18 protein-coding genes are annotated in these 26361 nt (G+C 68.4%); 7 read left to right on the top strand and 11 right to left on the bottom strand.

Annotated features, from left to right (window positions below):
• Positions 1 to 79: 79 nt before the first annotated feature.
• Complete coding sequence (gene xsc, locus AC07EQ_RS05940; RefSeq protein WP_478386800.1) at positions 80 to 1888, top strand: sulfoacetaldehyde acetyltransferase; 1809 nt, start codon at positions 80 to 82, stop codon at positions 1886 to 1888.
• A gap of 213 nt (positions 1889 to 2101) precedes the next feature.
• On the opposite strand, the gene AC07EQ_RS05935 is transcribed toward xsc, so the two are convergent.
• A complete protein-coding gene (locus tag AC07EQ_RS05935; RefSeq protein WP_478386799.1) occupies positions 2102 to 2908 on the bottom strand; it encodes an IclR family transcriptional regulator in 807 nt (268 codons plus the stop codon).
• A 125-nt stretch (positions 2909 to 3033) separates the two neighbouring features.
• Between AC07EQ_RS05935 and AC07EQ_RS05930 the strand changes: the two genes are divergently transcribed.
• Both AC07EQ_RS05930 and AC07EQ_RS05925 read left to right on the top strand, forming a co-directional pair.
• Complete coding sequence (locus tag AC07EQ_RS05930) at positions 3034 to 4071, top strand: phosphotransacetylase (protein WP_478386798.1); 1038 nt, start codon at positions 3034 to 3036, stop codon at positions 4069 to 4071.
• A 179-nt stretch (positions 4072 to 4250) separates the two neighbouring features.
• The gene (locus AC07EQ_RS05925; protein WP_478386797.1) at positions 4251 to 5270 is read left to right on the top strand and encodes a S66 peptidase family protein; all 1020 of its coding nucleotides are present in this window, start codon (positions 4251 to 4253) and stop codon (positions 5268 to 5270) included.
• 104 nt (positions 5271 to 5374) lie between these two features.
• On the opposite strand, the gene AC07EQ_RS05920 is transcribed toward AC07EQ_RS05925, so the two are convergent.
• The 4 genes from AC07EQ_RS05920 to AC07EQ_RS05905 form a co-directional block, all read right to left on the bottom strand.
• Positions 5375 to 6778 (bottom strand): amino acid permease, encoded by a 1404-nt coding sequence (locus AC07EQ_RS05920; protein WP_478386796.1) that lies wholly within the window; start codon positions 6776 to 6778, stop codon positions 5375 to 5377.
• Positions 6779 to 7240: 462 nt separating this feature from the next.
• The gene (locus AC07EQ_RS05915; RefSeq protein WP_478386795.1) at positions 7241 to 8551 is read right to left on the bottom strand and encodes an MFS transporter; all 1311 of its coding nucleotides are present in this window, start codon (positions 8549 to 8551) and stop codon (positions 7241 to 7243) included.
• Between the two features lie 70 nt (positions 8552 to 8621).
• A complete protein-coding gene (locus AC07EQ_RS05910; protein WP_478386794.1) occupies positions 8622 to 9890 on the bottom strand; it encodes a hydroxyacid-oxoacid transhydrogenase in 1269 nt (422 codons plus the stop codon).
• 229 nt (positions 9891 to 10119) lie between these two features.
• Positions 10120 to 10950: an IclR family transcriptional regulator gene (locus AC07EQ_RS05905; protein ID WP_478386793.1), complete on the bottom strand. Its 831-nt coding sequence runs from the start codon at positions 10948 to 10950 to the stop codon at positions 10120 to 10122.
• Between the two features lie 197 nt (positions 10951 to 11147).
• On the opposite strand from AC07EQ_RS05905, the gene AC07EQ_RS05900 reads away from it, so the two are divergent.
• Positions 11148 to 12077 (top strand): LysR family transcriptional regulator, encoded by a 930-nt coding sequence (locus AC07EQ_RS05900; RefSeq protein ID WP_478386792.1) that lies wholly within the window; start codon positions 11148 to 11150, stop codon positions 12075 to 12077.
• Here the strand turns inward: AC07EQ_RS05900 and AC07EQ_RS05895 are convergent.
• The 4 genes from AC07EQ_RS05895 to AC07EQ_RS05880 form a co-directional block, all read right to left on the bottom strand.
• A complete protein-coding gene (locus AC07EQ_RS05895; RefSeq protein ID WP_478386791.1) occupies positions 12066 to 13178 on the bottom strand; it encodes an Mrp/NBP35 family ATP-binding protein in 1113 nt (370 codons plus the stop codon). The two genes, AC07EQ_RS05900 and AC07EQ_RS05895, sit on opposite strands and share 12 nt — an antisense overlap.
• A 23-nt stretch (positions 13179 to 13201) precedes the next feature.
• On the bottom strand, positions 13202 to 16039 hold the full coding sequence (locus AC07EQ_RS05890) for a molybdopterin-dependent oxidoreductase (RefSeq protein ID WP_478386790.1): 2838 nt from the start codon (positions 16037 to 16039) through the stop codon (positions 13202 to 13204).
• A 19-nt stretch (positions 16040 to 16058) separates the two neighbouring features.
• Entirely contained in the window at positions 16059 to 17603 is a 1545-nt protein-coding gene (locus AC07EQ_RS05885) for a 4Fe-4S dicluster domain-containing protein (protein WP_478386789.1), read from the bottom strand.
• Between the two features lie 158 nt (positions 17604 to 17761).
• Positions 17762 to 19117 carry an MFS transporter gene (locus AC07EQ_RS05880; RefSeq protein ID WP_478386788.1) on the bottom strand — a complete coding sequence of 452 codons (1356 nt, stop codon included), beginning with the start codon at positions 19115 to 19117 and terminating at the stop codon, positions 17762 to 17764.
• A gap of 371 nt (positions 19118 to 19488) precedes the next feature.
• On the opposite strand from AC07EQ_RS05880, the gene sauS reads away from it, so the two are divergent.
• Genes sauS through sucD form a run of 3 tightly spaced genes read left to right on the top strand, consistent with a single transcriptional unit; the run spans position 19489 to position 22958 of the window.
• Positions 19489 to 20898: an acylating sulfoacetaldehyde dehydrogenase gene (gene sauS / locus AC07EQ_RS05875; RefSeq protein WP_478386787.1), complete on the top strand. Its 1410-nt coding sequence runs from the start codon at positions 19489 to 19491 to the stop codon at positions 20896 to 20898.
• A gap of 3 nt (positions 20899 to 20901) precedes the next feature.
• The gene (locus AC07EQ_RS05870; protein ID WP_478386786.1) at positions 20902 to 22053 is read left to right on the top strand and encodes an ATP-grasp domain-containing protein; all 1152 of its coding nucleotides are present in this window, start codon (positions 20902 to 20904) and stop codon (positions 22051 to 22053) included.
• On the top strand, positions 22053 to 22958 hold the full coding sequence (gene sucD / locus AC07EQ_RS05865; protein ID WP_478386785.1) for a succinate--CoA ligase subunit alpha: 906 nt from the start codon (positions 22053 to 22055) through the stop codon (positions 22956 to 22958). The genes AC07EQ_RS05870 and sucD overlap by 1 nt, the downstream gene beginning before the upstream one ends.
• Before the next feature lie 87 nt (positions 22959 to 23045).
• Here sucD and AC07EQ_RS05860 read toward each other — a convergent pair whose 3' ends face one another.
• Together AC07EQ_RS05860 and AC07EQ_RS05855 are read right to left on the bottom strand one after the other, a co-directional pair.
• A complete protein-coding gene (locus AC07EQ_RS05860) occupies positions 23046 to 24665 on the bottom strand; it encodes an amidohydrolase (protein WP_478386784.1) in 1620 nt (539 codons plus the stop codon).
• On the bottom strand, positions 24662 to 25948 hold the full coding sequence (locus AC07EQ_RS05855; protein ID WP_478386783.1) for an MFS transporter: 1287 nt from the start codon (positions 25946 to 25948) through the stop codon (positions 24662 to 24664). The genes AC07EQ_RS05860 and AC07EQ_RS05855 overlap by 4 nt, the downstream gene beginning before the upstream one ends.
• Between the last annotated feature and the right edge of the window lie 413 nt (positions 25949 to 26361).

The following is a 26361-nucleotide window of genomic DNA, read 5'->3' as shown; positions in this document are numbered from 1 at the left end:
GCCTCCTAGCATCGAATACAGGTTTTAGAGACGCCACGTACCGATTTTCGGATCTGCCTGTCGCAGGAGAGGAACGACCATGACTGACCAGACGGACGGGGCAAGCCGCACCGTTGTCCAGGGCGTGCAGAAGATGACGCCGTCGGAAGCGTTCGTGGAGACGCTGGTGGCCAACGATGTCAAGGACATCTTCGGCATCATGGGCTCCGCGTTCATGGACGCGATGGACATCTTCGCTCCGGCCGGCATTCGCCTCATCCCGGTGGTGCACGAGCAGGGCGCCGGCCACATGGCCGACGGCTACGCGCGCGTCAGCGGGCGCCACGGCGTCGTGATCGGCCAGAACGGTCCGGGCATCAGCAACTGCGTGACCTCGATCGCCGCCGCGTACTGGGCGCACAGCCCGGTGGTCATCGTGACGCCCGAAGCCGGCACCATGGGCACGGGCCTGGGTGGCTTCCAGGAAGCCAACCAACTGCCGATGTTCCAGGAGTTCACGAAGTACCAGGGGCACGTGAACAACCCCGCGCGCATGGCGGAGTACACCGGCCGCTGCTTCGACCGGGCGATGTCCGAGATCGGGCCGACCCAGCTGAACATCCCGCGGGACTTCTTCTACGGCGAGATCGCCACCGAGATCCCCCGGCCGAAGCGCCTCGATCGCGGCGCTGGAGGCGAGCAGAGCCTCGACGAAGCGGCGGAACTGCTCGCCGCGGCGGAGTTCCCGGTGATCATTTCCGGTGGTGGCGTGGTGATGGCCGACGCGGTGGAGGAGTGCCAGGCCCTCGCCGAGCGACTGGGCGCCCCGGTGGTCAACAGCTACCTGCACAACGACTCGTTCCCGGCCGGCCATCCGCTGTGGTGCGGGCCGCTGGGTTACCAGGGCTCCAAAGCCGCGATGAAGCTGATCTCGCGCGCTGACGTCGTCGTCGCCCTGGGCTCGCGCCTCGGTCCCTTCGGCACCCTGCCGCAGCACGGCTTGGAGTACTGGCCCGAGAACGCCAAGATCATCCAGATCGACGCCGACCACAAGATGCTCGGCCTGGTCAAGAAGATCTCCGTCGGCATCTGCGGGGATGCCAAGGCGAGCGCCGTCGCGCTGACCGAACGGCTGGCGGGCAGGACGCTTGCCTGCGACGCCACCCAGGAGGAACGCGCGGCCGCGATCAAGGCCGAGAAGGACGCGTGGGAGAAGGAACTCGACGAGTGGACCCACGAGACCGACCCGTTCAGCCTCGACATGATCGCCGAGCAGGAGCAGGAGCAGGGCAACTGGCTGCACCCGCGCCAGGTGCTGCGGGAGCTCGAGAAGGCAATGCCGGCGGACGTGATGGTCTCCACCGACATCGGCAACATCAACTCCGTGGCCAACAGCTACCTCCGCTTCGAAAAGCCCCGCAGCTTCTTCGCTCCCATGAGCTTCGGCAATTGCGGGTACGCGCTGCCGACGATCATCGGCGCCAAGGCGGCTGCGCCCGAACGCCCGGCGATCGCCTACGCCGGTGACGGCGCTTGGGGGATGAGCATGGGCGAGGTCATGACCGCGGTGCGCCACGACATCCCCGTCACGGCGGTGGTGTTCCACAACCGCCAGTGGGGCGCGGAGAAGAAGAACCAGGTCGACTTCTACAACCGCCGGTTCGTCGCCGGCGAGCTGGAGAACGAGAGCTTCGCCAAGATCGGTGAGGCCATGGGTGCTGTGGGCATCGTGGTGGACAAGCTCGAGGACGTCGGCCCGTCGCTGCGCAAGGCGGTGGATCTGCAGATGAACGAGGGCAAGACCGTGGTCCTCGAAATCATGTGCACCCGCGAGCTGGGTGATCCCTTCCGCCGGGACGCCCTGCGCAAGCCGGTCCGCCTGCTCGAGAAGTACCAGGATTACGTCTGATCAGCGACGCGTGAGCACCCGGCGCTGAGGCGCCTCGCCCGCACGCCCGGCAGGGCGGGCTCTGGTAGCGGTATTCGTGGAACCGGAGCCCGCCTTGTGCGTTCGTACGCCTGTGTGTGGGGGACTCGCGAAGTCGGTTGCGGCGAGTTGCCGGGCGCTTCGTCGAGCCTCCGCAGATGACGCTGTGGTGCGATGCGGGAGCGCTTGCTCCGCTCAGAAGCTGTGCCCCGGAGGGAGGAGCGTGGAGATCTCCTTGGCCGCACGAACGACTTCCGGTCCGAGTTCGTCGAAACGTGCGTCCGGGACGCGCACGGCGGGGGCCTGGACGGCGATGGCCGCGCGCGCGTTGCCGGAGCTGTCCCGGATCGCCGCGCCGGCGCAGCGAACGCCCAGCGTGGATTCCTCGTCGTCGATGCTCCAGCCGCGGGCGCGAATCGCCTCCAGATCCGCCGTGAGGTCGTCGACGTTCGTGAACGTCTTCGGCGTCAGCGCAGGCAGTTCGGACACGCCCCGGAGAGTTCTCGCCCGTGCGTCGTCGTTGAAGGCCAGCAGGGCCTTGCCCATCGACGAGGCGTGCAGGACGACCCGTGTGCCGGGCGGCTGCGTGAAGCGCAGCGGTTGGGCGGATTCGATTCGTTCGACCACGATCGCCGCGTTGTCGGCCAGGACGCCCAGGTTCACCGATTCGCCGGTCTGCGCGGCCAGGTTCTGAAGTACCGGGTAGACGACGTCGAGGCCGAAGTTGCGGTGCGCGGCCTGGCCGAGGAGGAGGGCTCCGGTCCCGAGGTAGTAGCGCTCGCTGTCCTCGTTCTGGGCGAGGTAGCCCTCGGCCACGAGCGCGCGCACGATGCGGTGCGCGGTGCTCAGGTTCAGCCCCAGGTCCTTCGCGACCTGCCCGACCCCCAGGTCGGTGCCGCGATCCCGGAAGAGCCGGAGCACGGCGAAGGCTCGGCTGATGGTTTGCGCGCCGACCACCCGGGCCGTGCCTTGCGGCGACGTCGAGCCCTCATCGGTAGACATGACCCTCCTCTACCACATGTTGGAAGTAGCTTACATCATTTGTTGACGCTCGTCGGTCCGCCGCCTATGCTAAATGTTGGAATGTGGTTTTATATATTGAAATCACTCTGGGCTGGAGAAACGTCATGACGGAGACCGCTGCGGGTTCCGCTCGTCTGCCCGGACGGCACGAGACGGGCGAGGCAGGATCGCGGACATCGGCGCGATGGCGGCGGCAACTGGCCGGTCACGTGGTCCGTGCGGCACTGGCGGACGGCAACGATCCCCGCGCGGTAGAGGCCGCAGCTCGGCTCTACGAGCAAGGAGTGCTCGAACCGCGGTTGGTCGGTCAGCGCGAGCAGATCGAGGAGGCCGCCCGCGCGAGCGGGGTGGCCTTGCCCCCCGAGCTGGTCCTCGACGTCGATCGCCTCGCCGCCGATCCGGCCGTGCTGCACGTGCTGGACGAGTCCTTCGCCGGCAAGCCGGACGAGCAGCGGGAGCTGGCGCGGCGCGACTCCTTGTACCTCGCGGCGGCGGCATTGCGCGCCGGCCTTGTCGACTGCTGCCTGGCGGGTGCGTCGCGCCCGACCGCGGACGTGCTGCGGGCCGGGATTCGGGTGATCGGCCTGCAGGCCGGCGTGCAGACGTTGAGCAGCTCGTTCGTGATGGTCCTGCCGGACGGGCGGGTGTTGACGTTCGCCGACTGCGCGGTTCTTCCGGAGCCCACCGAAGTGCAACTTGCCGACATCGCGATCGCGGCGGCGGATACCCACCGGAGGCTGTCGTCCGCTGAACCACTGGTGGCCATGCTTTCCTTCAGCACCAGGGGAAGCGCCGATCACGAGTTGGTCGACAGGGTCCGCTCCGCGACCCGGATGGTGCGCGAAAGAAAGCCGGAGCTGGTCGTCGACGGGGAGTTGCAGTTCGACGCGGCGGTGGTGGAGGCGGTCAGCGCCCACAAGGCACCCGGATCGGCCGTGGCGGGCCGGGCCAACGTGCTCGTGTTCCCGAACCTCGCCGCCGGCAACATCGGCTACAAGATCACCGAGCGAATCGGGGGAGCGCTGGCGCTCGGCCCGATCCTGCAGGGACTCAACGCCCCGCTCAACGACCTCTCGCGGGGCTGCAGCGCCGCCGACATCGAAGTGCTGGCTCTCGCCAGCGCGGTTCAGTCCTTGCGCTAGTGCTCTGACCGAAATGGTTCGCCGGGGCGGTTGGCGCAACACCAACGCCCGCCATCCAGATGTTCTCGCGGCCCAGCGCCGCGAGCGAGCCCGCATCCGCAGCGAGAAGGGCCTGCGCTGGGGCGGACGACCGGCGAAAATCGCGTGACCCTACCAATGGCACCGGCGACACTGACGCCATGACCGGTTCTGCACTGCCTCAACTGCTTCGACCGCGTGCCCTGAGGCCCGGAGATCTCGTTGTCATCGCATCGCTGTCCGGTCCGCTGCCAGCCGCTTACGAGCCCAACGTCGAGCAGACGGTGGTTGTGCTCGAGCGGATGGGCTTCCGCGTGCGTCGGGCTCCGCTACTCGAAGTAGGACGCCGCCATTGGTGGAGCGCGGCCACGCCGGCGGAGATCGCCGGAGAGCTCAATGATCTTCTGCGCGATCCTGAGGTGCGCGCGATCGTCGCGAGTGACGGCGGCCAGTCGGCGCTCGGCTACCTCGACCTGATCGACGTCGAGGCGATCAGGGCCGACCCCAAGCCGATCCTCGGCTACAGCGACATCTCGCTGCTGCATCTGCTGCTCTATGCGCGCACGGGTCTGGTCGGGTTCCATGCCGACATGGCCGTCCCCGGCTTCGGCGGACACTGGCAGTCTGCGCCCGTGGCACGCCAAGCGAAACTCGCGAAGCTCTACTCCAGGTTGCTGACCGGTACCGAGGCAATCGGTGCGCTGCCTGCGAGCCCGTCGTGGGAGTGCTGGCGTCCTGGTCGTGTCGAAGGCCGGCTGATCGGCGGGTTGATCAATCGCATCGTGCTGGCGCAGGCGACGCGTTTCGCGCTGCCGCTCGAACGGTTCGACGGTGCGGTGCTGTTCTGGGAGGAGATGGGCGGCCTGGCATCGTACGTGTGGAGCTATCTGCAGGTGATGCGACACTGCGGCATCCTCGATCGGATCTCCGGCATGGTCGTGGGCGTTCCGCGCGAGATCAGTGGACTCGAGCCCAGCGCGTCTCCTACCCTGCCCGAGATCGTCCTCGACGTCCTCGGCGACCGTGACATCCCGGTCCTGGGCAACGTCGAGTTCGGGCATGCCGGCCCGAATCTGCCGATGCCGGTCGGCATCCGCGTCGGCCTCGATGCGCAGCAGCGGAGGTTGTCGCTGCTCGAACCGGCGGTAGGGCCGCACGCGGGGACGGGACCGGTCAGCTGAGCACCGCGGATCAGTGAGCCGACGGCCCCCGGCAGCACCCCCCACCCAACAAGCGAAACTGCGGTGGGACGGCTTGGCCGCCCCACCGCCGTTCCGGTCCACCACTAGGTTTTCCGGGCCTCCGGCAGGACGTGCGGCTCGTCGGCTGTCGCCGGCCGCATCTCAGGTATGCCGGCTGATTCGTCTGCCTGCGGAGCACCGCCGCGTCGGTCGCGGCGCACGCGGAGCTGGTAGCCGGCCAAGATGACGGCGAGCGTCAGCAAGCTCAGCCAGAACTGCGAGCGGGTGTCCGGCAGCACCGCCATCGCGATGATGACGGCACCCATCAACGCGATCGTGAGGTAGCTCAGCCACGGGAACAACCACATCTTGAGCGTGAGTGCCGCGGGCTCGGTTCGCTCCAGAGTGCGCCGCATCCGCACCTGGGCGATCGCGATGACGAGGTAGACGAACAGGGCGACCGCGCCGTAGGAGTTGACCAAGAACTGGAACACGACGTCGGGGGAGAAGTAGGCGGCCAGGACGGAGACGTAGCCCGCGATGGTTCCCACGAGGATCGCGCGCCTGGGCACCGAGCCCCGGCCGAGCTTCGTGAGCGTCCTGGGTGCATCGCCGTTCTTGGTGAGGGCGAACAACATCCGCGACGAGGTGTAGAGCGCGGAGTTCAGGCAGGACAGCACCGCGGTCAGCACGATCGCGTTCATCACCGTCGTCACCGCCGGGACTTCCAGCGCGGACAGGACGGCGGCGTAGGGGCTGACCTTCGTCTGCGGCGAGTCCCAGGGCACGATCGCCACCACGAGGAACACCGAACCGACGTAGAAGCCCACGACTCGCAGGATGATCGACTTCATGGCTCGCGCCACGGCCTGCTTCGGTTCGGCGGACTCGGCTGCGGCGATGGTGACGATCTCGGCACCGGTGTAGAAGGCGATGCAGGGGACTACGGCCGCGAGGACCGCCCCGACGCCCATGGGCGCGAAGCCGCCGTGTGCGACCAAGTTGTCGAGGCCTGCATGTGCGCCCGGCCAGAACCCGAGCACGTGCAGGACGCCGAACAGCAGGAAGGCCACGATGGCCAACACCTTGATCGAGGAGAACCAGTACTCGAATTCGCCGTAGGAGCGCGCCGAGACGAGGTTGGTGGCCGTCAGCAGCGTCAACAGCACCCCGCTGAGCACCCACAGAGGCACTCCCGGCAGCCACAGCTGCAGGATCTGCCCACCGGCGACCGCCTCGACGGCGACGACGATGACGAAGAAGTACCAGTACATCCAGCCGACGGAGAACCCGGCCCGGTTGCCCAGCGCCTGCCTGGCGTACACGTAGAACGAGCCGAGCGCGGGCCTGGCGACCGTCATTTCCGCGAGCATGCGCATGATCAGCACTGTGAGCATCCCCGCGAGCAGGAATGACACCACGGCCGCCGGCCCGGTCTGGTGGATCACCACCCCGCTGCCGACGAACAAGCCGGCCCCGATCACGCCGCCGAGGGCGATCAGGTTCATGTGGCGACGTTTCAAACCCTGCTGCAAACCAGTGGTTTGTCCATCGGCCGAGTCGGGAGCCACGTTTCCTCCTCCTCAGGTCGCACCCCAGGACTTCCTGGAGCAGTCGTTGCGCGAGACGTTGTGGTTCCGGTCACGCTAGGCAGCGGATCGACTCGTGCGGAGTGCCAGTTCAGGATGGATCGCAGGAACCAGCTTGAACCGTCCCACCACCTGTGCGGGACAGGCGAAATCCCGATCGCAACCGCACGAACCCGCGCGCCACGTGGCACATCGAGGTCGGGATCTCCCAGGTGCGACGCAAGATCGTGGCAGCCCGTGCGATCTCACCGGATCCGCATGTTCCACGTGATCGCCAAATGGCCCACTGCCGGAATCGTCGAGCTCGCCGGCGCGTCGGTGCGAGTCGGTCAGTCCGATGTGGACGCTACTGCGGTCGTGCCGGCCGGGAAGCCGGGATTCTCATTCCACGGCGAGCGACGGCGTTGAACGCCGCTTCGCGCCCCGCGTGTCCCTGGCAGACAGGTCGGCCGGACGCATCGCCAAGGTGCACGCCGTGCTGACCGCACCGGTGAGGACGAGGTAGGCCACCAGGAGCCACGGTGTGCCACCGATTGCGAGGAGACCGGCCAGGATCAGCGGGGTCAGGCCGGAGGCGAAGATCCCGGAGAACTGGTAGACGAGCGAGATGCCGGTGTAGCGGACCTCGGTGGGGAACAGGTCGCAGTACAGCGCTGCCTGCGGCCCGTACATCAAGGGGTAGGCCACGCCGAAGCTGAGCAGCAGCGCAGCGGTGAGGACGACGAGCGACCGGGTCTCGAAGAGGCCGAACACCGGGTACGCCAGGACGGTGAAGGTCATCGCGCCCAGCGCGAAGGTCTTCCGGCCGCCCCACCGGTCGGAGCAGTGCCCGAACACGGGGATGAAGACCACCATCACCGCCGCGCAGACCAGCACGACGCGCAGCAGGTCGGAGTAGTGCAGGCCGAGCGACTTCACGCCGTAGGACAGGATGAACACGCCCCACGTGTTGAAGGCGACGCCTTCGGCGAGCCGGCTGCCCATGCCGAGCAGCAGGTGCCGCCGACCGAGGCGGTCCCGCAGCAGTTCGGCGGCGGGCACCGTGGCGGCCTCCTGGTGCGAACGCAGGGCGGTGAAGGCAGGGGTCTCCATGACCTTCAAGCGGACGAACATGCCGATCAGCACCAGTACCAGGCTGAACAGGAAGGCGATGCGCCAGCCGTAGGCGAGGAACGCGGTCTCGTCCATCGTGGCCGACAGCAGCAGGAACGCGCCGGTGCCCAACAGCAGGCCGAGCGCCAGGCCGACCTGGGGCCAACTGCCGTAGAGCCCCTTGCGCCGCGGCCCCGCGTACTCGACGGCGAGCAGCACGGCTCCGCCCCACTCGCCGCCGATCGCCACGCCCTGCGCCACGCGGCACAGGATCAGCAGGATCGGCGCGAGGATCCCGATGCTGTCGTAGGTGGGGACCAAGCCGATGAGGAAGGTCGCGACACCCATGATCATCATCGTGGTGACCAGGGTCTTCTTGCGACCGATGCGATCGCCGATGTGCCCGAAGATCAAGCCGCCGACCGGTCTGGCCACGAAGCCGACGGCGAAGGTCGCGAAGGCCAGCAGGGTGCCGACGAGGGGGTCGTGGCCGGGGAAGTACAGCTGGCCGAAGATGAGGCTGGCGGCCATGCCGTAGAGGAAGAAGTCGTACCACTCGATGGTCGTGCCCAGGATGCTGGACAGGATGACGATCCTCATGTCCTGCTGGGCGGGGGCTCTTCGTTGCGCTTGCTCCGTCAAGGCGGGCTCCCTGGTCGATGCCGGTGGTTCACAGCGAGGCTCGGAAGATGTCCGCGGCGGCCGCGCGGTCCAGGTGGCGCGGTACCACGGCCAGCTGGCGGGTCTGCTTGAGCGTTCCGTCCACAAGGGACTCGACGTGGTGTTCCGCGTAGCCGAAGGCGCGCAGACCGCTGGGCATGTCGATGTCGGCCATGAGTTCGCGGAGGACGTGCGGAAGTGCTTCGGCTCCGTCGGTGCGGGTGAAGGTGCTGCCCGAGAGCAGTTCGGCCGCGCGCAGGTGCCGTTCGGGATCGGCCGGGTAGGTCCAGGAGAACACGGCCGGTGCGGTAGCTGCGACGGCCTGGCCGTGGGGCACCATCGGCATCTCCGGGTACCCCTGCGGTTGGTAGCTCTCCGCCATGCCCGCGATCGGGTAGGCGTTCGCGTGCGGTAGGTGCGTCCCGGCGTTGCCGAAGCCGGTTCCGGCATAGGTGGAGGCGAGCGCCATCTGGTAGCGCGCATCCAGGTCGCGACCGTTGTGCACGGCGGCGCGCAGGTGGCGGCCGACGAGTTTGAGCGCCATCTCGCACCACACGTCGCTGATCGGGTTGGAGCCGCAGAAGGCGGGGCGCCGCATGGGGTCGGCGGGTGCGGGCTTGGTGTCGAAGCGAACGGCTGTGTAGGACTCGAGCGCGTGGGAGAGCACGTCCATACCGCTGGCGGCGGTGACCTGCGGGGGCATGCTGACCGTGGTCAACGGGTCGACCAGGGCGAGGGCCGGCCGCAGGCGGGGGTGGCTGACACCGGCCTTGAGGTGCATCGACAGCAGGTCGACGACGCAGATCGTGGTGGACTCGGACCCGGTACCGGCCGTGGTCGGCACCGCGATCAACGGCTTGACCGGCCCCTCGGGCACGCGTCCGGCGCCGATCGGCGGCGTGACGTAGTCGAGCAGCTCGCCGTCGTGGGTCGTGAGCAGGTTGACCGCCTTCGCGGTGTCGATCGTGGAGCCACCGCCGACGGCGACGAAGGCGTCCCAATCCTTCTCCCGGGCCCACTTGACCGCCAGGTCGATGCTGACGTCGGTCGGCTCGACCGCGACGCCGTCGAAGACCTCGCATTCGATGCCCGCGGCGCGGATGCGGTCCTGCACGCGGGCCGGGATCCCGGTGTCGCGCACGCCCGGGTCGGTGAGGACCAGGACCCTCCGCGCCCCGGACGCGGCCAGTTCGCCGCCGATCTCGTCCAGCGCGCCCAGGCCGAACTTGAGCGGCGGCGCGGCCCAGGTGAACACGGAGTCGTTGGCTGGAGTGGTCATTCCGTACCTCCCGCATCGTCTTCAACATGTGGAGTGGTATGCCACTATATGGTCGAGTGGTGCGCGCCACAACCCCCGCGAAGGCAGCGTGGACCCACTCGGGAAACAACCGGAGCGGAGTGGAATCAGCGCGTCAGAAGGTAAGCGCCGCAACAGAAATCAGCAGTCGGTCACGAAGGGACGCTTGGTGCCGGCGATACCTTCTGCGGTGCAGGAGGTGATTGATCGATCAGGGAGCGGATGGGCGGCTCAATGAGTGGTGCACCGGAATGAGCCGACTGATCTTGCGCGTCGGCTCGGCGAGGTATCGGCCCAGTTCGTGCATGCGCGCACGAGGCATCCGGACTGTGGGAGCCTGCACCACCAGGGCTGCGTGCGCGTTGCCGGCGTCATCGAGCACAGGCGCGCCGACGCAGCGCACCCCGAGCACGTTCTCCTCGTCGTCGAGGCTGTAACCGCGTTGGCGGATCGACTTGAGATCTTTGATGAGCTTGTCGCGGTCCCGCAACGTCTTCGCCGTCACGGCCGGGAGTTCGGCAGGCAGCGAAGCCACGAAGTGGTCGGCGTCCTCGGCGTGCGCCAGCATGGCTTTGCCGGATGCCGTGGAATACAGCGGAAAACGGGCCCCGACGTGCTGCTCGAACCGCAGCGGCAAGGAGCACTGCACTCGCATGAACACCACGGATTCCCCAGCTTCCCGAACCGCGAGGTTGACCGATTCCTCGGTGGCGGCGTTGATCGCTTCGAGCACCGGCAGCGCCTTGTCGAGGCCGAGGGTCTGCTGCGCTGCCTGCCCGAGCAGCACCGCCCGGGAGCCGAGGTAGTAGCTGTCCGTCGTGGGGTTCTGGGCGACGTAGCCCTCGGCCGCCAGGGCGCGGAGGATGCGGTGGGCGGTACCGGTCGAGAGGTTCAGGTGCTCCGCCACCTGGTGCAACCGCACCTCGCCGTTCATGTCGATGAACAGCCGCAACACCGCCATCGCGCGCCCGATGGCTTGAGTCCCCATCGGCGCAGCACCGGCGCGCGCATCGACCTCGGAGCGCGTGGCGCGTGACGACATCCGAACCTCCTCGGCATCCACCCGGGGTGAGCCTACGACGTGGGCCACGGCACCAGCCCGAGCCGGGCCGGAGCTCGCTGGAAGCACGGTGGTGCATCGGCGCACCCGCAACGCCGCAACCAGCCGGCAGGGCACGATCGGTCGACTAACCCGATCAAGGGTCCCCAATACGACGTGCCGCTCGTAGGATTCGCGATGTGACACCGTTGTCGCCCCGGATGCCGGAGATCGGCGCGCTCGAAGTGCTGCTCAGCGTTGCGCGACTGGGGAGCTTGAACCGCGCGGCCAAGGAACACGGCATCTCGCAGCCCGCGGTGAGCTCCCGGATCCGCTACATGGAGCGGCTGGTCGGTGTGCCGCTTCTGGAGCGTTCCACCTCCGGTTCGCGGCTGACCCCGGCCGGCGCGCTCGTCGCGGACTGGGCCCGCGGCGTCGTGGAGTCAGCGGCGGTGCTGGACGCGGGTATCAGCGCGTTGCGGGAGACGCGCGCGCACGAACTGGGTGTCGCGGCGAGCATGACGGCGGCCGAGTACCTGGTGCCGGGCTGGCTGGTCGTACTGCACGAACGGGCACCGAGGCTGAAGGCGTCGTTGCGGCTGGCCAATTCGGCCGAGGTCGCCAGGTTGGTCCTCGGCGGCGAGGTGGAGCTCGGCTTCGTCGAGGGCCCGTCGGTGCCGGAGGGACTGGACTGCGAGGACGTGGCCGCCGACCGGCTGGAAGTGGTGGTGGCGCCGAGCCACCCGTGGAGTGGCAGACGCACCCCCGTGCCGGCGACGGAGCTGGTGGCGACCCCGCTGATCCAGCGGGAGCCGGGCTCCGGCACGCGGTACACGCTGGAACGGGTGCTCGCCTCCTTCGGGCCGCTTGCCCCGCCACTGCTGGAGGCGTCTTCGACGACCGCCGTCCGCTCGGCCGCCGCGGCGGGGGTGGCGCCTGCGGTGATCAGCTCGCTCGCGGTGGCCGGGGACCTCGTGGAGCGTCGGCTGGTCGCGGTCCCGGTCGAGGGGATCGACATGCGGCGGGTGATCCGCGCGGTGTGGCGGTCCGGCCACCCGCTGCTGGGACCGGTGCGGGACCTGATCGGGGTGGCGAGGCGATCTCGGCACGCCGAGCGCTCACACCACTGACAGCGGCAATGGCACCCCAGCGAGGCCGCGTCGCACCAACGGCAGTTCCGCGGCGAGCTTCGCCATCGCCGTCGCGGACGGTGCATCCGGATCGCGCGCCACCACGGGAATCCCGGCGTCGCCCGCCTCGCGCATCGCGATGTCCAGCGGCACCTGCGCGAGCAACGGCACGTCGAGCTGCTCCGCGAGTCGCTGACCGCCGCCGGAGCCGAACAGGGACGTGGCGGCACCGCACGTACCGCACACGAGCTCGGACATGTTCTCCACGACACCGGCGATCTGCATCCGCTGGTCGCGCGCCATCCGGCCGATGCGGGCGGCGACGGTTTGCGCGGCGGGTTGCGGTGTGGTGACCGCCAGCAGCGCGGCCTGCGGCACCAGCTCCAGCAGCGACAGCGCCACGTCACCGGTGCCCGGCGGCAGGTCGAGCAGCAGCACGTCGAGATCGTTCCAGTGCACGTCCACCAGGAACTGCTCCAAGGCCTTGTGCAGCATGGGGCCGCGCCACACCACCGGTTCGGCGTCGTCGACGAAGAATCCGACCGACATCAACCGCACGCCGTGCGCCTCCACCGGCAGCATCATCCCGTGCAACGCGATCGGATTGCGCCGCGCACCGAACAGATGCGGGATCGAATAACCCCACACATCCGCGTCGAGCACGCCGACGCGCTGTCCCGACCGAGCCAGCGCGACCGCGAGGTTCGCCGTCACGCTGGACTTGCCGACGCCGCCCTTGCCGCTGGCCACGGCGTAGACCCGGGTCTGCTCGGGGAGTCCGCGCGGCCGCCGGCCGCGGATGTCGCGGGCCAGGGCCATGCGTTCTCGCTCCGACATGGTGCTGAAATCGACCTCGACCGCGGTGGCACCGACCTCGACCGCGGCGGCGGTGATGGCTTCGCGGAGCGACTCGCGCAGCGGGCATGCCGAGGTCGTCAGGGCGATGCCGATGCGTGCCCGGCCCCGGCGGTCCACCTCGACGTCGCGGAGCATGCCCAGCTCGGCGAGTCCGCGGTGCAGTTCCGGGTCCTGCACGGCGCCGACCGCGGTCCGCACCGACCGGCTATCGATGTGGTGTTTCGTCTTGCGGTTCAACAACATCGGCGTACCTCCGTGAAGCGGGGTCAGACGCGGTAGGCGCGGCGAACCGGTGGTACCGGCCGCATCAGGAACTCCGGGCGGCGCTGGCCGTCGGGGCCGAGCGCGGCACGGGTCTTGGCCAGCCATTCCCGGTAGACCGCACGGGAGCGCCGGGTGTCGACGTAGACGTCGCCGTAGCGGTCTTCCGGATGGGCCGGGGTCAGGCTGATCTTCTGCAGCCAGCAGTGCATGCCCGACCACGGGTCCGGGTGCACCGCGAACGCGAGGTTCTGGTGCACGCCGGGGTCCTGCCAGTCGATGCGCGAGGAGTCCGGGTCATCGGAGTCGAACGGTGCGATTCCCGTCCTGTGCCGCAGCATGAAGGTGTGCTCACCGCCCGGATGGGACAGTTCGACCATGCCGGCGACCCACCGGCTGCCTTCGCCCGGGTGCAGTCGCCACCGTCCCATGTGGTGCGACAGCGCGCACACGCCCGGCCGGATCCCCTCGGTCACCCAGACCCGGCAGACGAAGTAGCCGATCTCCGTGCTGATGCGCACCAGATCGCCGGTGCCGACCCCGTGGCGCCCGGCGTCGGCCGAGTTCAACCACAGCGGGTGGGTGTTGCTGATCTCGTTGAGGTACTTGGCGTTGCCGGATCGGGTGTGGATCAGCGTCGGCAGCCGGAAGGTCGGCACCAGCACGAGCTCGCCGGCGGCGGTGTCGATCTCGCCGTGGGAGACGTGCGACCGGATGTATCCCGGGGTGGCGTGTTCGGGCCAGCCCCAGTCGCGCATCGTCGTCGAGTACACCTCGAGCTTGCGCGACGGGGTGAGCCAACCGGCGGTGACCGAACCGTCGTCGTGCCGCACGCCGACAGCCCCGGCCTCACCGACCACCGGAGGCGCGGACTCCAGCCCCACCGGCCGCCGGAAAACCCCGTCCGCGTCGGCTTCCGCGCCGTCCAGCTCGGCGTCGGTGAGTTCCCGCTCGTCCTGGCGGTAGACGTCGTGGTCGATCTCCACGACGCCGTAGCGCCGCATGTACTCCAGCGGCGTCATGCCCTGCTCGGCGGCCTTCTCCGGCAGGCCCGGCACCTGGTTCTCGAAGACCCAGCGGTAGTACTCGTCGACGGTGATCTTCTCGCCCGGGCGGTACGGCGACTCGAAGTGCTTGCGGATGCCCAGCGCATTGTCCGGATCGATGCGCCAGGACAGCTCGAACCAGAACTCGTTCTCCTCCCACACCTCGCCCGGGTTGGTGTCGCGGGTGTCGGTGTAGTCGAGGCCGAGCCGATCCATCGCGACCCGGCGCACCGGCTGGCGGAAGCCGAGCCAGCGGCCGGCGTGGGTCTCGTAGGAGTGCGTGTCGTGGCGTTCCGCCCCGTGGCCCATGGGCAGCACGTAGTCGGCGAACTCCGCGGTCTCCGACCAGGTCGGGGTCAGCGCGACGTGCAGGCCGACCTTGTCGGGGTCGGTGAGTTGCCGCATCCAGGTGAAGCCGTCGGGGTTGGTCCAGATCGGGTTGTAGACGCGGGAGAAGTAGACCTCCAGGCGGCCACGGCCCTCGGCGAGGAAGTGCGGCAGCAGGATGGACATCTCGTTGGTGGACAACGGATATTCGCGGGGCCAGGTCAGCTCGTTCCAGTGGTCGTGCGGCGCGGGCATCGCCGGCCCGTGCGGGATGAGCTTGTTCCAGCCGTTGGGGCTCGTTCCGCCCTTCGCTCCGATGCTGCCGGTCAGCGCGAGGACGAACCACAGCGCGCGGGCGACCTGCCAGCCGCCGAGGTTGCCGGCGCACGCCGAACGCCAGACGTGCGAAGCCAGCCGGCCGCCGCACGCGGCCACGGTCTCGGCCACCTCTGCGATCTTGGCGGCGGGCACGCGCGCCTCCTGGGCGGCGAAATCGAAGGTGTACCCGGCGTAGTCGGACTCCAGGCGGTCGAGGAACGTTCCGAAGTCCGACGGCGCGTCGGGGTGCAGTTCGCGCAGGTAGGTCTTCCAGTTGAACCAGCGTCGCAGGAAGGCCTCGTCGATCTGGCGGGTGCGCAGCAGGTGCGAGGCGATCGCCAGCAGGATGGCGGCTTCGCTGCCCGGCCACGGCGCCAGCCAGGTGTCGGCGTGCGAGGCGGTGTTGGACATCCGCGGATCGAGCACGATCAGCTTCGCGCCGCCCTGCTTGCCCTCCATGATCCGCTGGGCGTGCGGATTGAAGTAGTGCCCGGTTTCCAGGTGCGAGGACAGCAGCAGGATCACGTTGGCGTTGGCGTAATCCGGCGACGGGCGGTCGTATCCGGCCCACAACGTCATGCCGAACCGCGCGCCGGACGAGCAGATGTTGGTGTGGCTGTTGTGTCCGTCGACGCCCCAGGCGTTCAGGAACCGCTCGGCGAATCCGTCCTCGCCGGGGCGCCCGACGTGGTACATCACCTCTTCGTGGCGGTTCTCGACGATGGCCTGCCGGATCCGGGCGGCGATGTCGTCGAGCGCCTCGTCCCAACTGACCCGCTGCCACTGCCCGCCGCCGCGGTCGCCGGTGCGCCTGAGCGGGTGCAGGATCCGCTCCGGGTCGTTGAGCTGGTTGATCGTCGCCGGGCCCTTGGCGCAGTTGCGACCACGTGAGCCGGGATGCGCCGGATTGCCCTCCAGCTTCCTGATGGACAGATCGTCCTTGTCGACGTAGGCGAGCAGGCCGCAGGCGCTTTCGCAGTTGAAGCAGGTGGTGGGCACGAGCGCGTACGAGTGGGGCACCTTTCGCGGATGTGCCTTGGCGTCGTATTCGACGTGGTCATCCCATGTGGACACCGGAGGGAAGTTGCGCAGGTGCTCGTGGTTCCGCGCGCCTGGCAGCACCGGTTCGGGGAACGGTTGCTCGTTGTGCATGGGCGTTTCCTCTCCCGAGTCAGGACAGCGGAACGTCTTGGGCGGCGCGCACGAACACGCTCTCGTAGGCCAGCAATGCGCCCTGGACCACGACACCTGCCAGCACCGGAAGTACCACGAACGTGCCCTGCCATCCGGTTCCGGCTGCCACCGCGGCGACGGCGGCCGGTGCGACGCCACCACCCCAGAACAGGCGGGCGTAACGACCACGGGTGATCATGTGCGCGGCGATCTGGGAGTTGCGGGTCGGGTGCCGGCCCAGGTACTCCAGCAGCAGCATCACCACGTGCAGCAGGGTGCTGATCGCCAGGCTGCGGGCGACGAGCGCGACCGCGTCGCCGGACGGACCGGCGAATGCGGAGAGCAGCAGCAACGCACCGGCGCCGACCATCACGGCCTGCACGATGAGGTGCCAGAACAGCAGCGGGGACTGCCACAGGTCTCGGCCTTCGGCCTGCCCGAACAGGAATCCGGTGTAGCCGGCGGTCATCGCTGCCGCTGGTACCACAGCCCAGGCCAGCGGGGTCAGCACTGCGTCGGCGGTGTGCGCGCTGACCACCCCGGCGGCGGCCAGCACCCCGGTGCACAGCCACGCGGCGGCGATCGCGGCGAAGACGCCGAGCACCAGCGCACCCCACACCAGCCACGAGGTCGGATTCGGTTTCAGCAGCAGGTACAGGAACCGCTTGGGCTGCTTCAGGTCCCAGACCAGCAGCACCCCGGTGGCCGCCACGCCGACGACGCCGAGCGCAGGCGCGACGACCGCGCCCAGCAGGCCGAGGTCGACTCCGAGGAACCGCGCCAGCGCGGCGACCAGCAGCGCACCGGCACCGAACGCCTTGGTCCACAGATAGGTCGTCACCCGCCACCCCCACGGGCGCGGGTGCGCGGTGTTCAGCGTGGTGCGGGCGCGGCTGACCGGGTCGACGGGCAGGTCCTTCGACGCTTCGCGGCGGTGCTCATCGGGTTGCGCCCAGATGTAGGACTCGCCGGTCGGCGCCGCCAGCGGATCCAGGACGGCCCGGTCGGCGCCGAGGTAGAAGACGTTCGGTCCGGTGTTCTGCTCGGGTGCCCGCACCTGGACGGGATTCTCGTTGACCAGCTTGGCGATCCCGCTGCTGGGATCGTCGAGGTCACCCACCCAGATCGAGTGCGTCGGGCACACCACGACGCATGCCGGCTCCAGGCCCTCGTCGACCCGGTGGGCGCAGAAGTTGCACTTGGCGGCGGTGTGGGTGTCCTCGTCGATGTAGATGGCGTCGTACGGGCACGCCTGCATGCAGCCCTTGCAGCCGATGCACCGCTCCCGGTCGAAGTCGACGATGCCGTCGTCGCGTTTGAACAACGCCTTCGTCGGGCAGATCTGCACGCAGGGCGCATCGGTGCAGTGATTGCACCGCATCACGCCGAAATCTCTCGTGGTGGACGGGAAATCACCCGATTCGACGTACTTGACCCAGGTTCGGAACTGGCCGACCGGCACTTCGTGCTCGGTCTTGCACGCGACGGTGCAGGCGTGGCAGCCGATGCAGGTCCGCTGGTCGATGGCGAAGCCGTAACGCACGCCGGTCCTCCTCGCCAATAGCAGGGGTGGAAAGCAATCGCGGTCGGTCGAACGAGGACTGTCCGGCGCCCCAACACCTCCGGGCGTCGAGGACCTGTCCGAATCAGACCGTAGATCGGTTCGCGCACATCGGCATCAAAGGCCGTTGTTGAGGGGTATCAAGTGATCTTTGGGTCTCCGGTGCGCTGGTGGGGAACGGCGCCGGCTTCGCCCACCGTCGCGTTCACGTCGATCCGAAGCGTGGCCAGGCAGCCGATGGCCAGCAGGCCGGCGGACACGGCGAACGGCACCACCCAGCTGCCGGTCTGGTCGACCAGGAAGCCGAAGATCACCGGGGAGAGCACGCCGGCGAAGCCGAAACCGGTGTTCATCAGGCCGCCGGCGGTCCCCGCGTGGTGCGGTGCGATGTCCATCGGGATCGACCACAGGACCGGGTTGGTCAGCTCCAGGAAGAAGAACGCCAGGGCCAGGAAGCCGGTGACCAGGACGAGGTCGTTGACCAGCAGCGTCGGAACGATGCAGATGAACGAGCCGAGCAGGCCCACGAACAGGACTAACTTCCGCGCGATCCGCAGTTCACCGGTGCGCTTGAGCAGGGCGTCGGACAGCAACCCGCCGACGGTGTCGCCGACGACGCCTGCGATCAGCACCAGGGTGGTGAACAGGGCGAACTCCTTCAGCTCCAAGCCGAAGCTCCCGGAGAAGAACGACGGGATCCAGGTCAGGTAGACCCACAGCATCCAGCCGTAGCAGAAGTCCACGAAGGTCACCGGCAGGATCGCCCTGAGCAGTGCACGCCACGGCACCGGTGGCCGATCGTCCCGCCGTTGCTCGGGTGGGAGTTCGGTGAGCTCGGCCTCGGTGATCTTCGGGTGGTCGCCGGGTCGGTTCCGGTACATCAGCCACCAGACGACGACCCAGGCTCCGCTGACCGCACCGAGGATCCAGAACGACGCCCGCCAGTGCAGCACCGCGATGATCAGGGCGACGACGGTGGGCGCGATCGCGTTGCCGATGCGGGAGAACGCGTGCGTGATGCCCTGCCCGTACGCGCGGCGGTGGGGCGGCAACCATTTCGTCATCGCGTGCGTCGCGGAGGGGAACGAGGCTCCCTCGCCGAAACCCAGCGCCAGGCGCGCGGCGAACAGGCTGACCAGTCCGGTGGCGAAACCGGTGAGCACGGTGGACACCGCCCACACCAGACCGGCGACGCCGAGCACGGCGCGCGGTCCGAACCGGTCCGCCAGGTAGCCGCCGAAGGCCTGGAAGAACGCGTACGGCACAGCGAAGGCCGACAGCACGAACCCGAGCTGGGTGTGCGAAATGCCGAGGTCGTGCTGGATGAACGGGGCGGCCGTGGCGATGTTGACGCGGTCGATGTAGGTGAGGAAGTACATCGCGCACAGCAGCAGGAGGATTCGCCCGCGGACGCGGGTGCGGATCATGCCCACCGGACCGGGGTCGGTGGGCGTCGCGGGCACGGACTGCGGACGGGAGCGGGCTTTGGAGTCCATTGATCACACCGCCTCGGCTGGCGTGGGTACGACGGAACGGCCGACGTGGGGTCGGCAGGTCCGGCTCGGAAAACGCGCTGCGGCTCCGGCTGCACCGGATTTCAGGGGCCTGGAGCCGCGTGGGTGGATCGACGGGGCTCGAAAGCGCCGTCCTGTATTCCAATAATTGGAATCGAATCCCACATGAAGCTACCGACGAGCCAATGCTGTGTCAACGGTCACATCGCTGGGACGGTGGTGGCCCCGTTGACTCGGTTCCGTCCAGCTCGTACGTTCATTTGGCATCGGCTCTCATATTGTGAAATTCCGGCGCTGTCGTCGACCCGGCATGGCTGCGTTCGCTGACGCACGCAGCCGGAGAGGACACCGACATGTCCGAGAACTCGTCGTCCGTCCACGACACCGTCGCGGAACTGGTCGCGCGAGCCCGATCCGCGCAACGCACCTTCGAAACCTACGACCAGCGGCGGGTCGACGACGTCGTCGCCGCCGTGGCTTGGGCGATCTACCAGCCTGAACGGGCCAGGAAGTTGGCCGAACTCGCCGTCGCCGACACCGGGCTGGGGCGAGTCGAGGACAAGATTGCCAAGAACCAGCGCAAAACCATCGGAACGTTGCGGGACCTCACCGGCGCACCATCGGTCGGGGTGATCTCCGCCGACCCTGACCTTGGCATCACCGAATACGCCAAGCCGGTCGGCGTCGTCGCCGCGATCTGCCCGTCCACCAACCCGGCGGCCACCCCGGCGAACAAGACGATGATGGCGGTGAAGGGCCGCAACGCGGTCATCCTCTCCCCGTCGCCGAAAGGCGCGAGCACCTGCCGATTGCTGGTGGACTACATCCACGCCGAGTTCGACCGGATCGGTGCGCCGCGCGATCTGGTGCAGTTCATCGAAGTCCCGGACAAGGACAAGACCTACGAACTGATGCGCCAGGCGGATCTGGTGGTCGTCACCGGTTCGCAGCGGAACGTGCGGCAGGCGTACAGCAGCGGTACCCCGGCGATCGGGGTGGGCGCGGGCAACGCGCCGGTCCTGGTGCACTCCGATGCCGATGTCGCCGACGCGGCGCAGAAGATCAAGCGCAGCAAGACCTTCGACTACGCAACGAGTTGCTCGTCCGAGAACTCCGTGCACGTCCACGCCGCCGTCTACGACGAAGCGATCGCCGCACTGCGCGAACAGGGTGGCTACCTGCTGACGGAGGAGGAGAAGGCCGGGTTGCAGGCCGTGATGTGGCCCGGCGGCAAGCTCAGCCCCGCGATCATGGCACAGGCCCCGGAGAAGATCGCCGCGTTGGCCGGGCTGGACGCTCCAGAGGCACGGAATGCGGAGTTCTTCATGGTCGAAGAGGACGGTGTCGGGCCGGAATTCCCGTTCAGCGGCGAGAAGTTGTCCGTCGTCCTCACCGTGTACCGCTACGCGGACCTGCCGGCCGCGGTCGAGCGGATCCAGGGCCTGCTGGACCACCAGGGAGCCGGGCACTCCTGCGGCATCCACACCGCTGACGAGCAGAACGCGCGATACGTGGCCGAGCGGCTCCGGGTGGCGCGCGTGCTGGTCAACCAGGCCCATTGCTTCGGCACCGGCGGCGGGTTCGACAACGGTCTCGGGTTCACCCTCACGATGGGCGCCGGGACGTGGGCCGGTAACAGCATCTCCGAGAACCTCTCGTACCGGCACTTCCTCAACATCACCCGGCTGGCCACCACCATCCCGCCGCGCGACCCGGATGAAGACCAGCTGTGGGGCGAATACTTCCGAACTTACGGGCGGTGAACGATGGATCTGCTGGAACACGAAGGAAAGCAGCTGATCGGCGACGCGGGGGTAGTGGTGCCGCGGGCCACGGTGGTGTCCGATCCGGCCGCAGCGCAACGCGCCGCAGCGGCGATCGGGGGCAAGGTGGTGCTGAAAAGCCAAGTACCGTCCGGCAAGCGCGGCAAGCTCGGCGGAATCGAATTCGCCGCAGACGCAGCCGAAGCGGGAGAGGTCGCGCAGCGCCTGCTCGGCGCCGACATCGGCGGGCACGTCGTGCACGAGCTGCTCGTCGAGGAATGCGTCGGCATCCGGTCCGAACTGTACGCGGCCATCCTCAACGACCCGAACAGCAAGGGGCCGCTCGTGCTGTTCTCGGACCAGGGCGGGATGGACGTCGAGGAGGTCGAACTCGCCGCGATCCGGTCACTACCGGTGGACATCCGCAGCGGCCTGGACGCGGACGCCGTCCGCGGGCTCGTCGCAGCCCCCGGTCTGTCCGGCGAGGTCCTGGACCAGGTGGTGACGACGTTGCTGGCCGCCTACCGGATCTACCGGGACGTGGACGCGACGCTGGTCGAGATCAACCCGCTGGCGGTCTGCACCGACGGGCGCGTCATCGCGCTCGACAGCAAGATCTCGCTGGACCCGGCGGCGATCCCGCGGCACGCCGAACTGCTGTCGGGATTCGGGGTGACCGGGCGGGACTCGGGCACCGATCTGGAGCGAGCGGGCGAACAGCTCGGCCTGCAGTACATGGAGCTCGACGGCGATGTCGGAGTGCTGGCCAACGGGGCCGGCCTGACGATGACCACAGTGGACGCCGTCCGGCACTACGGCGGGCGGGCGGCGAACTTCCTGGAGATCGGCGGAGATGCCTACACCAAGGCGACTCCCGCGCTTCGGCTGGTCCTGTCCAACCCCCGCGTGCGCAGCCTCGTGGTCAACTTCTGCGGCGCGTTCGCGCGCACCGATGTGATGGCCGAAGGCGTCGTTGCGGCGTTGGAAGAGCTCAGACCTCGGATCCCGGTGTACTTCAGCATCCACGGTACCGGCGAGGACGAGGCGGTGGCGCTCGTCCGGGAACGCCTGGGGGAAGCCCCCTTCGACACGATGGACGACGCGGTCCGCGCGGCGGTCGTGGCGGCCGGTGAACAGCGCGAGGTGATGAACTGATGTTGATCCGCGAGCACGAAGGGGTGCTGGTCCAAGGCATCACCGGCAAGCAGGGCACGTTCTGGGCCGAGCGGATGGTCGAGTGCGGCACCCGGATCGTCGCCGGTGCCAGCCCCGGCAAAGGCGGCCGGAACGTCAACGGAATCCCGGTCTACGACACGGTTTCCGACGCGGTCGCCCAGCACGATGTGGCCGCCAGCGTGCTGTTCGTACCGCCGGCGGGGGCACGCTCGGCGGCGCTGGACGCGATCCACGCGGGAGTGCGCAAGCTCGTCATCCTCACCGAGCACATCCCGTACCAGGACGTGATGCGGGTGCTCGCCGAGGCCACCGAGCACGGCACCCAGGTGCTCGGCCCGAACACGGCGGGCCTCGTGCTGCCGGGAGAGACGGCTGTCGGCATCATGCCCGGCTTCGCCGCGAACATCTTCCAACCCGGCGACATCGGGGTGATCTCGCGCAGCGGAAGCCTCGGTACGCTGCTCGCGCTCAACCTCGTCTCGGCGGGATACGGCCAGTCGGCGTTCATCGGCATCGGCGGGGACCCGATCCTCGGCACCACCACGACCGACGCGCTGCGGACCCTGGAGGCCGACCCGCGCACCCGCGCGGTGGTGCTGGTCGGTGAGATCGGCGGGACGATGGAAGAGGAAGCCGCCGAGTACATCACCACCATGAGCAAGCCGGTGGTGGCCTTCATCGCCGGGCGAAGCGCGCCGCCCGGACGGCGGATGGGGCACGCCGGAGCGATCGTGACCGGTGGCAAGGGCAGCGGCGAGTCGAAGGCCAGGGCGCTCGCCGAGGCGGGCGCCACGGTGCTCGACCTCCCCAGTCAGGTGTCCGAGGCGCTGATCGGCCACGGCATTACCGCGACCAACCTGCGCACCACAACACCGATCACGTGATTCCTTCCTGCGTGGGCCGGGCAAGACACGGGAAGCTCCGGAGAACCGCTGGTTCTCCGGAGCTTCCCGACCTTCGTGCGCTCGTCGTCAAACGGCTTCGCCGTACACCTGACGTCCACCGAGGAAGGTCGCCCGAACCTCCAAACCGGCGATTTCCGCGGGTGGTACCTGAAGCGGATCGGCGGACAACACGACGAGGTCCGCATATTTGCCCGGTTCGAGGGAGCCGATCTGGTCGTCGCAGAACAGCTGCCAGGCTGGGTCGATGGTCTGCGCCCGGATCGCCTGATCCACGGTGAGCCGCTCCTCGGGCGCCATCAGCCGGCCGCTGCGCGATCGCCGTGTCGTCGCCACGGCGATGTTGCGCAAGGGTTCTTCCGGGGTGACTGGGGGATCGTTGTGCAGTGAGATGCGGAGTCCAGCCCGTACTGCGGATCCGGCCGCAGCCCATCGAGCGCCGTGCTCCGGACCGAAGAGCCCGTCGACGAGCACGTCCCCCCAGTAGTGCAGGTGATCGACGAACAAGCTGCACGTTGCGCCGATGCGGGCCGCCCGGGCGTACTGCTCGGCCGTCATCGTTCCGCAGTGCTCCAGGCGCAGGCGGTGGTCCGGCCGCGGATGGCGCTCCAGCAGCTCTTCCCACACGTCGAGCACCATGTCCACGCCTTCGTCGCCGTGGACGTGGCAGGCCAACTGCCAGCCGGCCGGGAAGTACGCCTCGCTGATCTCCCTCAGCTGCTCCGGCGTGTAGTTGGGGTGCCCGCGGTGATCGCAGCCGAGGCCCATCGCCGTCGTCTGCCGGGTGTTGAGGTACGGGAAGCTGGTGGCGATGTTGCCGACCCAGGGCGAGCCGTCGCACCAGATCTTGATGCCGATCTGCCTGACCAGGTCATCGCCGTTCTCCAGCGGAACCTCGCTGTGCAGAGCAGGCCCGGCCTTCTCGTACATCCGTACCCGGGCGGTCAGCACACCGTCGCGCGCGGCCTGGTCGAAGGCCCAGCGGTGGGAGGGGTCGAAGCCGATGTCGGAGATCGTCGTGACCCCGGCCGCGGAAAGCGCGGCGAACTCCGCGGCCAGCACCGGAACCAGTTCGTCTTGCCGGTGCGCCGTCAGCGCACGCAGGTGCCAGCCTGCGCTCTCGTACGCGACTCCGGTCAACTCGCCATCGCAGTCCCGCCCGAAGCTCCCGCCGGGTGGATCCTCGGTCGCGCTCGAGAGACCCGCCGCCCGTGCCGCCAAGCCGTTGAAGTACACCGCATGTCCGGAGTTGTGCGTGATGATGAACGGACGATCCGGAGCCATTTCGTCCATCCAAGACCTCGTGGGCGTGCCCAACCCTTCCTGCAGGAGACCGTCCCAGCCGAAGAAGTGGGCGACGCGATCCTCGCCTGAATCCAGCTCGCGTTTGATCCGGTCCAGGACTTCCGCCGCGGTGGGCAGCGTGACCGGCCGGATGTCGGTCAGGGCTCCGCTGCGCAATATTCCGTCCAGCACGGGGTGACCGTGCGCCTCGACGAAGCCGGGCATGAGGCAGGCGCCGTGGAGATCGATGACACGGGTTCTCGATCCCCTGCGAGCCAGCACCTCCTCCGCGCTACCAACTGCGAGGATCCGCTCCCCGGCGACAGCGACCGCTTCGGCCGTCGGCCGCTGCGGGTCCACGGTGAGCACTGTTCCGCCGAGGAAGACGATGTCGGCGCTCGTCATCGTGAGATCACACCTTCCGTGACGACCTCGGACCGCTGTCCTGGCGGTACCGGGCGGCTTTCCTTGACCAGCAGCGTGCATGCGGTGGAGATCAATCCGATGAGGATCAGGTAGGCGGCGACCGGCCACGACCGGCCGTGGCTGAACGCGAGCAGCGAGGTCGCGATGATCGGAGCGGTGCCGCCGCCGATCACGGTGGCGACTTGGACGCCGAGCGCCGCACCGGTGCAGCGGACGTCGGGATCGAAGAGCTCGGTGAAGAACGCGCCCTGGGTCTGGTACATCAGCACGTTCGCCAGCCCGATCAGGATGATGCCGAGCAGGACCAGCGGGAAGCTTCCGGTGTCGAACAGCCAGAACGTCGGGAACGCGGTGACCACCAAGCCGATCGTTCCGGCGAGGTACACCGGCCGTCGCCCGATGCGGTCGCCGAGTGCGGCCACCGGCATCGATACCACGATCATCAGCAGGAGGCCCGAGGCGAACTTCGCCAGCAGTACGGTGTTCGACTCCATTCCGATCTGCTGGGTTCCGTACGACAGCAGGAACACGCCCGTGAGGTAGGCGATCGTGGTGTTGGCCAGGTGCATGCCGATGACGAGAAGCACGGTCTTCCACTGTCGCTGCAAGACCGCAGCCAGCGGAAGTCGGCCGGTGCGACCTTCCCGCTGCATCTGCTGGAAGACCGGCGTTTCCTCCACCTTCAGCCGGATGAACATGCCGACGACGACGAGGATCGCGCTGAGCAGGAAGGGCGTTCGCCACCCCCAGGCGAGGAACGATTCCTTGTCCAGCAGGGTGGTCAGCAGGAGGACGGTGGCGGTGGACAAGACGCTGCCCGCGGTCGACCCGATCTGCACCCATCCGCCGTAGAAGCCGCGCCTGCGGTCATCGGCGTGCTCGGTCGCGAGTGCCGCAGCTCCCGCCCACTCGCCGCCGAGCGCGAATCCCTGCAGCAACCGCAGAACCGACAGCAGCACCGGGGCCAGGACGCCGATCGCGTTGTAAGTGGGCAGGATTCCGATCAGGAACGTCGAGACGCCCATCAGGCTCAGCGACGCGATCAGCGAAGCCTTCCGCCCCACCCGGTCCCCGAAGTAGCCGAATGCGATGCCACCAATCGGGCGGGCCAGGAATCCGGCGGCGAAGGTGGCGAAGGACGCGATGGTCCCGGTGGCCGGGTCGAGGCTGGTGAAGAACAGCTGGCTGAAGACGAGGGCGGCCACCGTGCCGTACAGGAAGAAGTCGTACCACTCGATGGTCGTGCCGACGAAGCTCGCCATCGCCACTCTCGACATGCGTCTGCGGCGCGAGGCATCGTCCGTACTTTTCTCGCTCACCATGCTCGGCGCTCCTTACGACGAGATGAGTGATGCAGCTAACAAACGTTGTTAGTTTTCGTGCGGGGTGGCGCTGCTGGCCAGATCCAGTTCGGACCCGTTCGATGGGGCCAGACATGCGTTGGGGCACTGCGACCTGGATCTGGTCCCGCTTGCGGTGGTCGCCGCGACGGACCGTTCGCTGGCCCTGCGCTTGCCGGTGGTGTCATCCATCGAGGTCAGGCTGCGCGTTGGTACTCTTTGCGGATGTCGCCCAGGCGTGCACGTCTTCGTATGTCCAGGCGGGCGATCTGAGGTGGATCGGCGATCGGCTCACGCCTGCCCACAGCCGCCCCTCCACTGATAGGAGAGAGTCC

It is taken from the genome of Saccharopolyspora sp. NPDC045839 (genome assembly GCF_056431645.1).
This window is presented reverse-complemented; position numbering and strand designations above follow the sequence as displayed.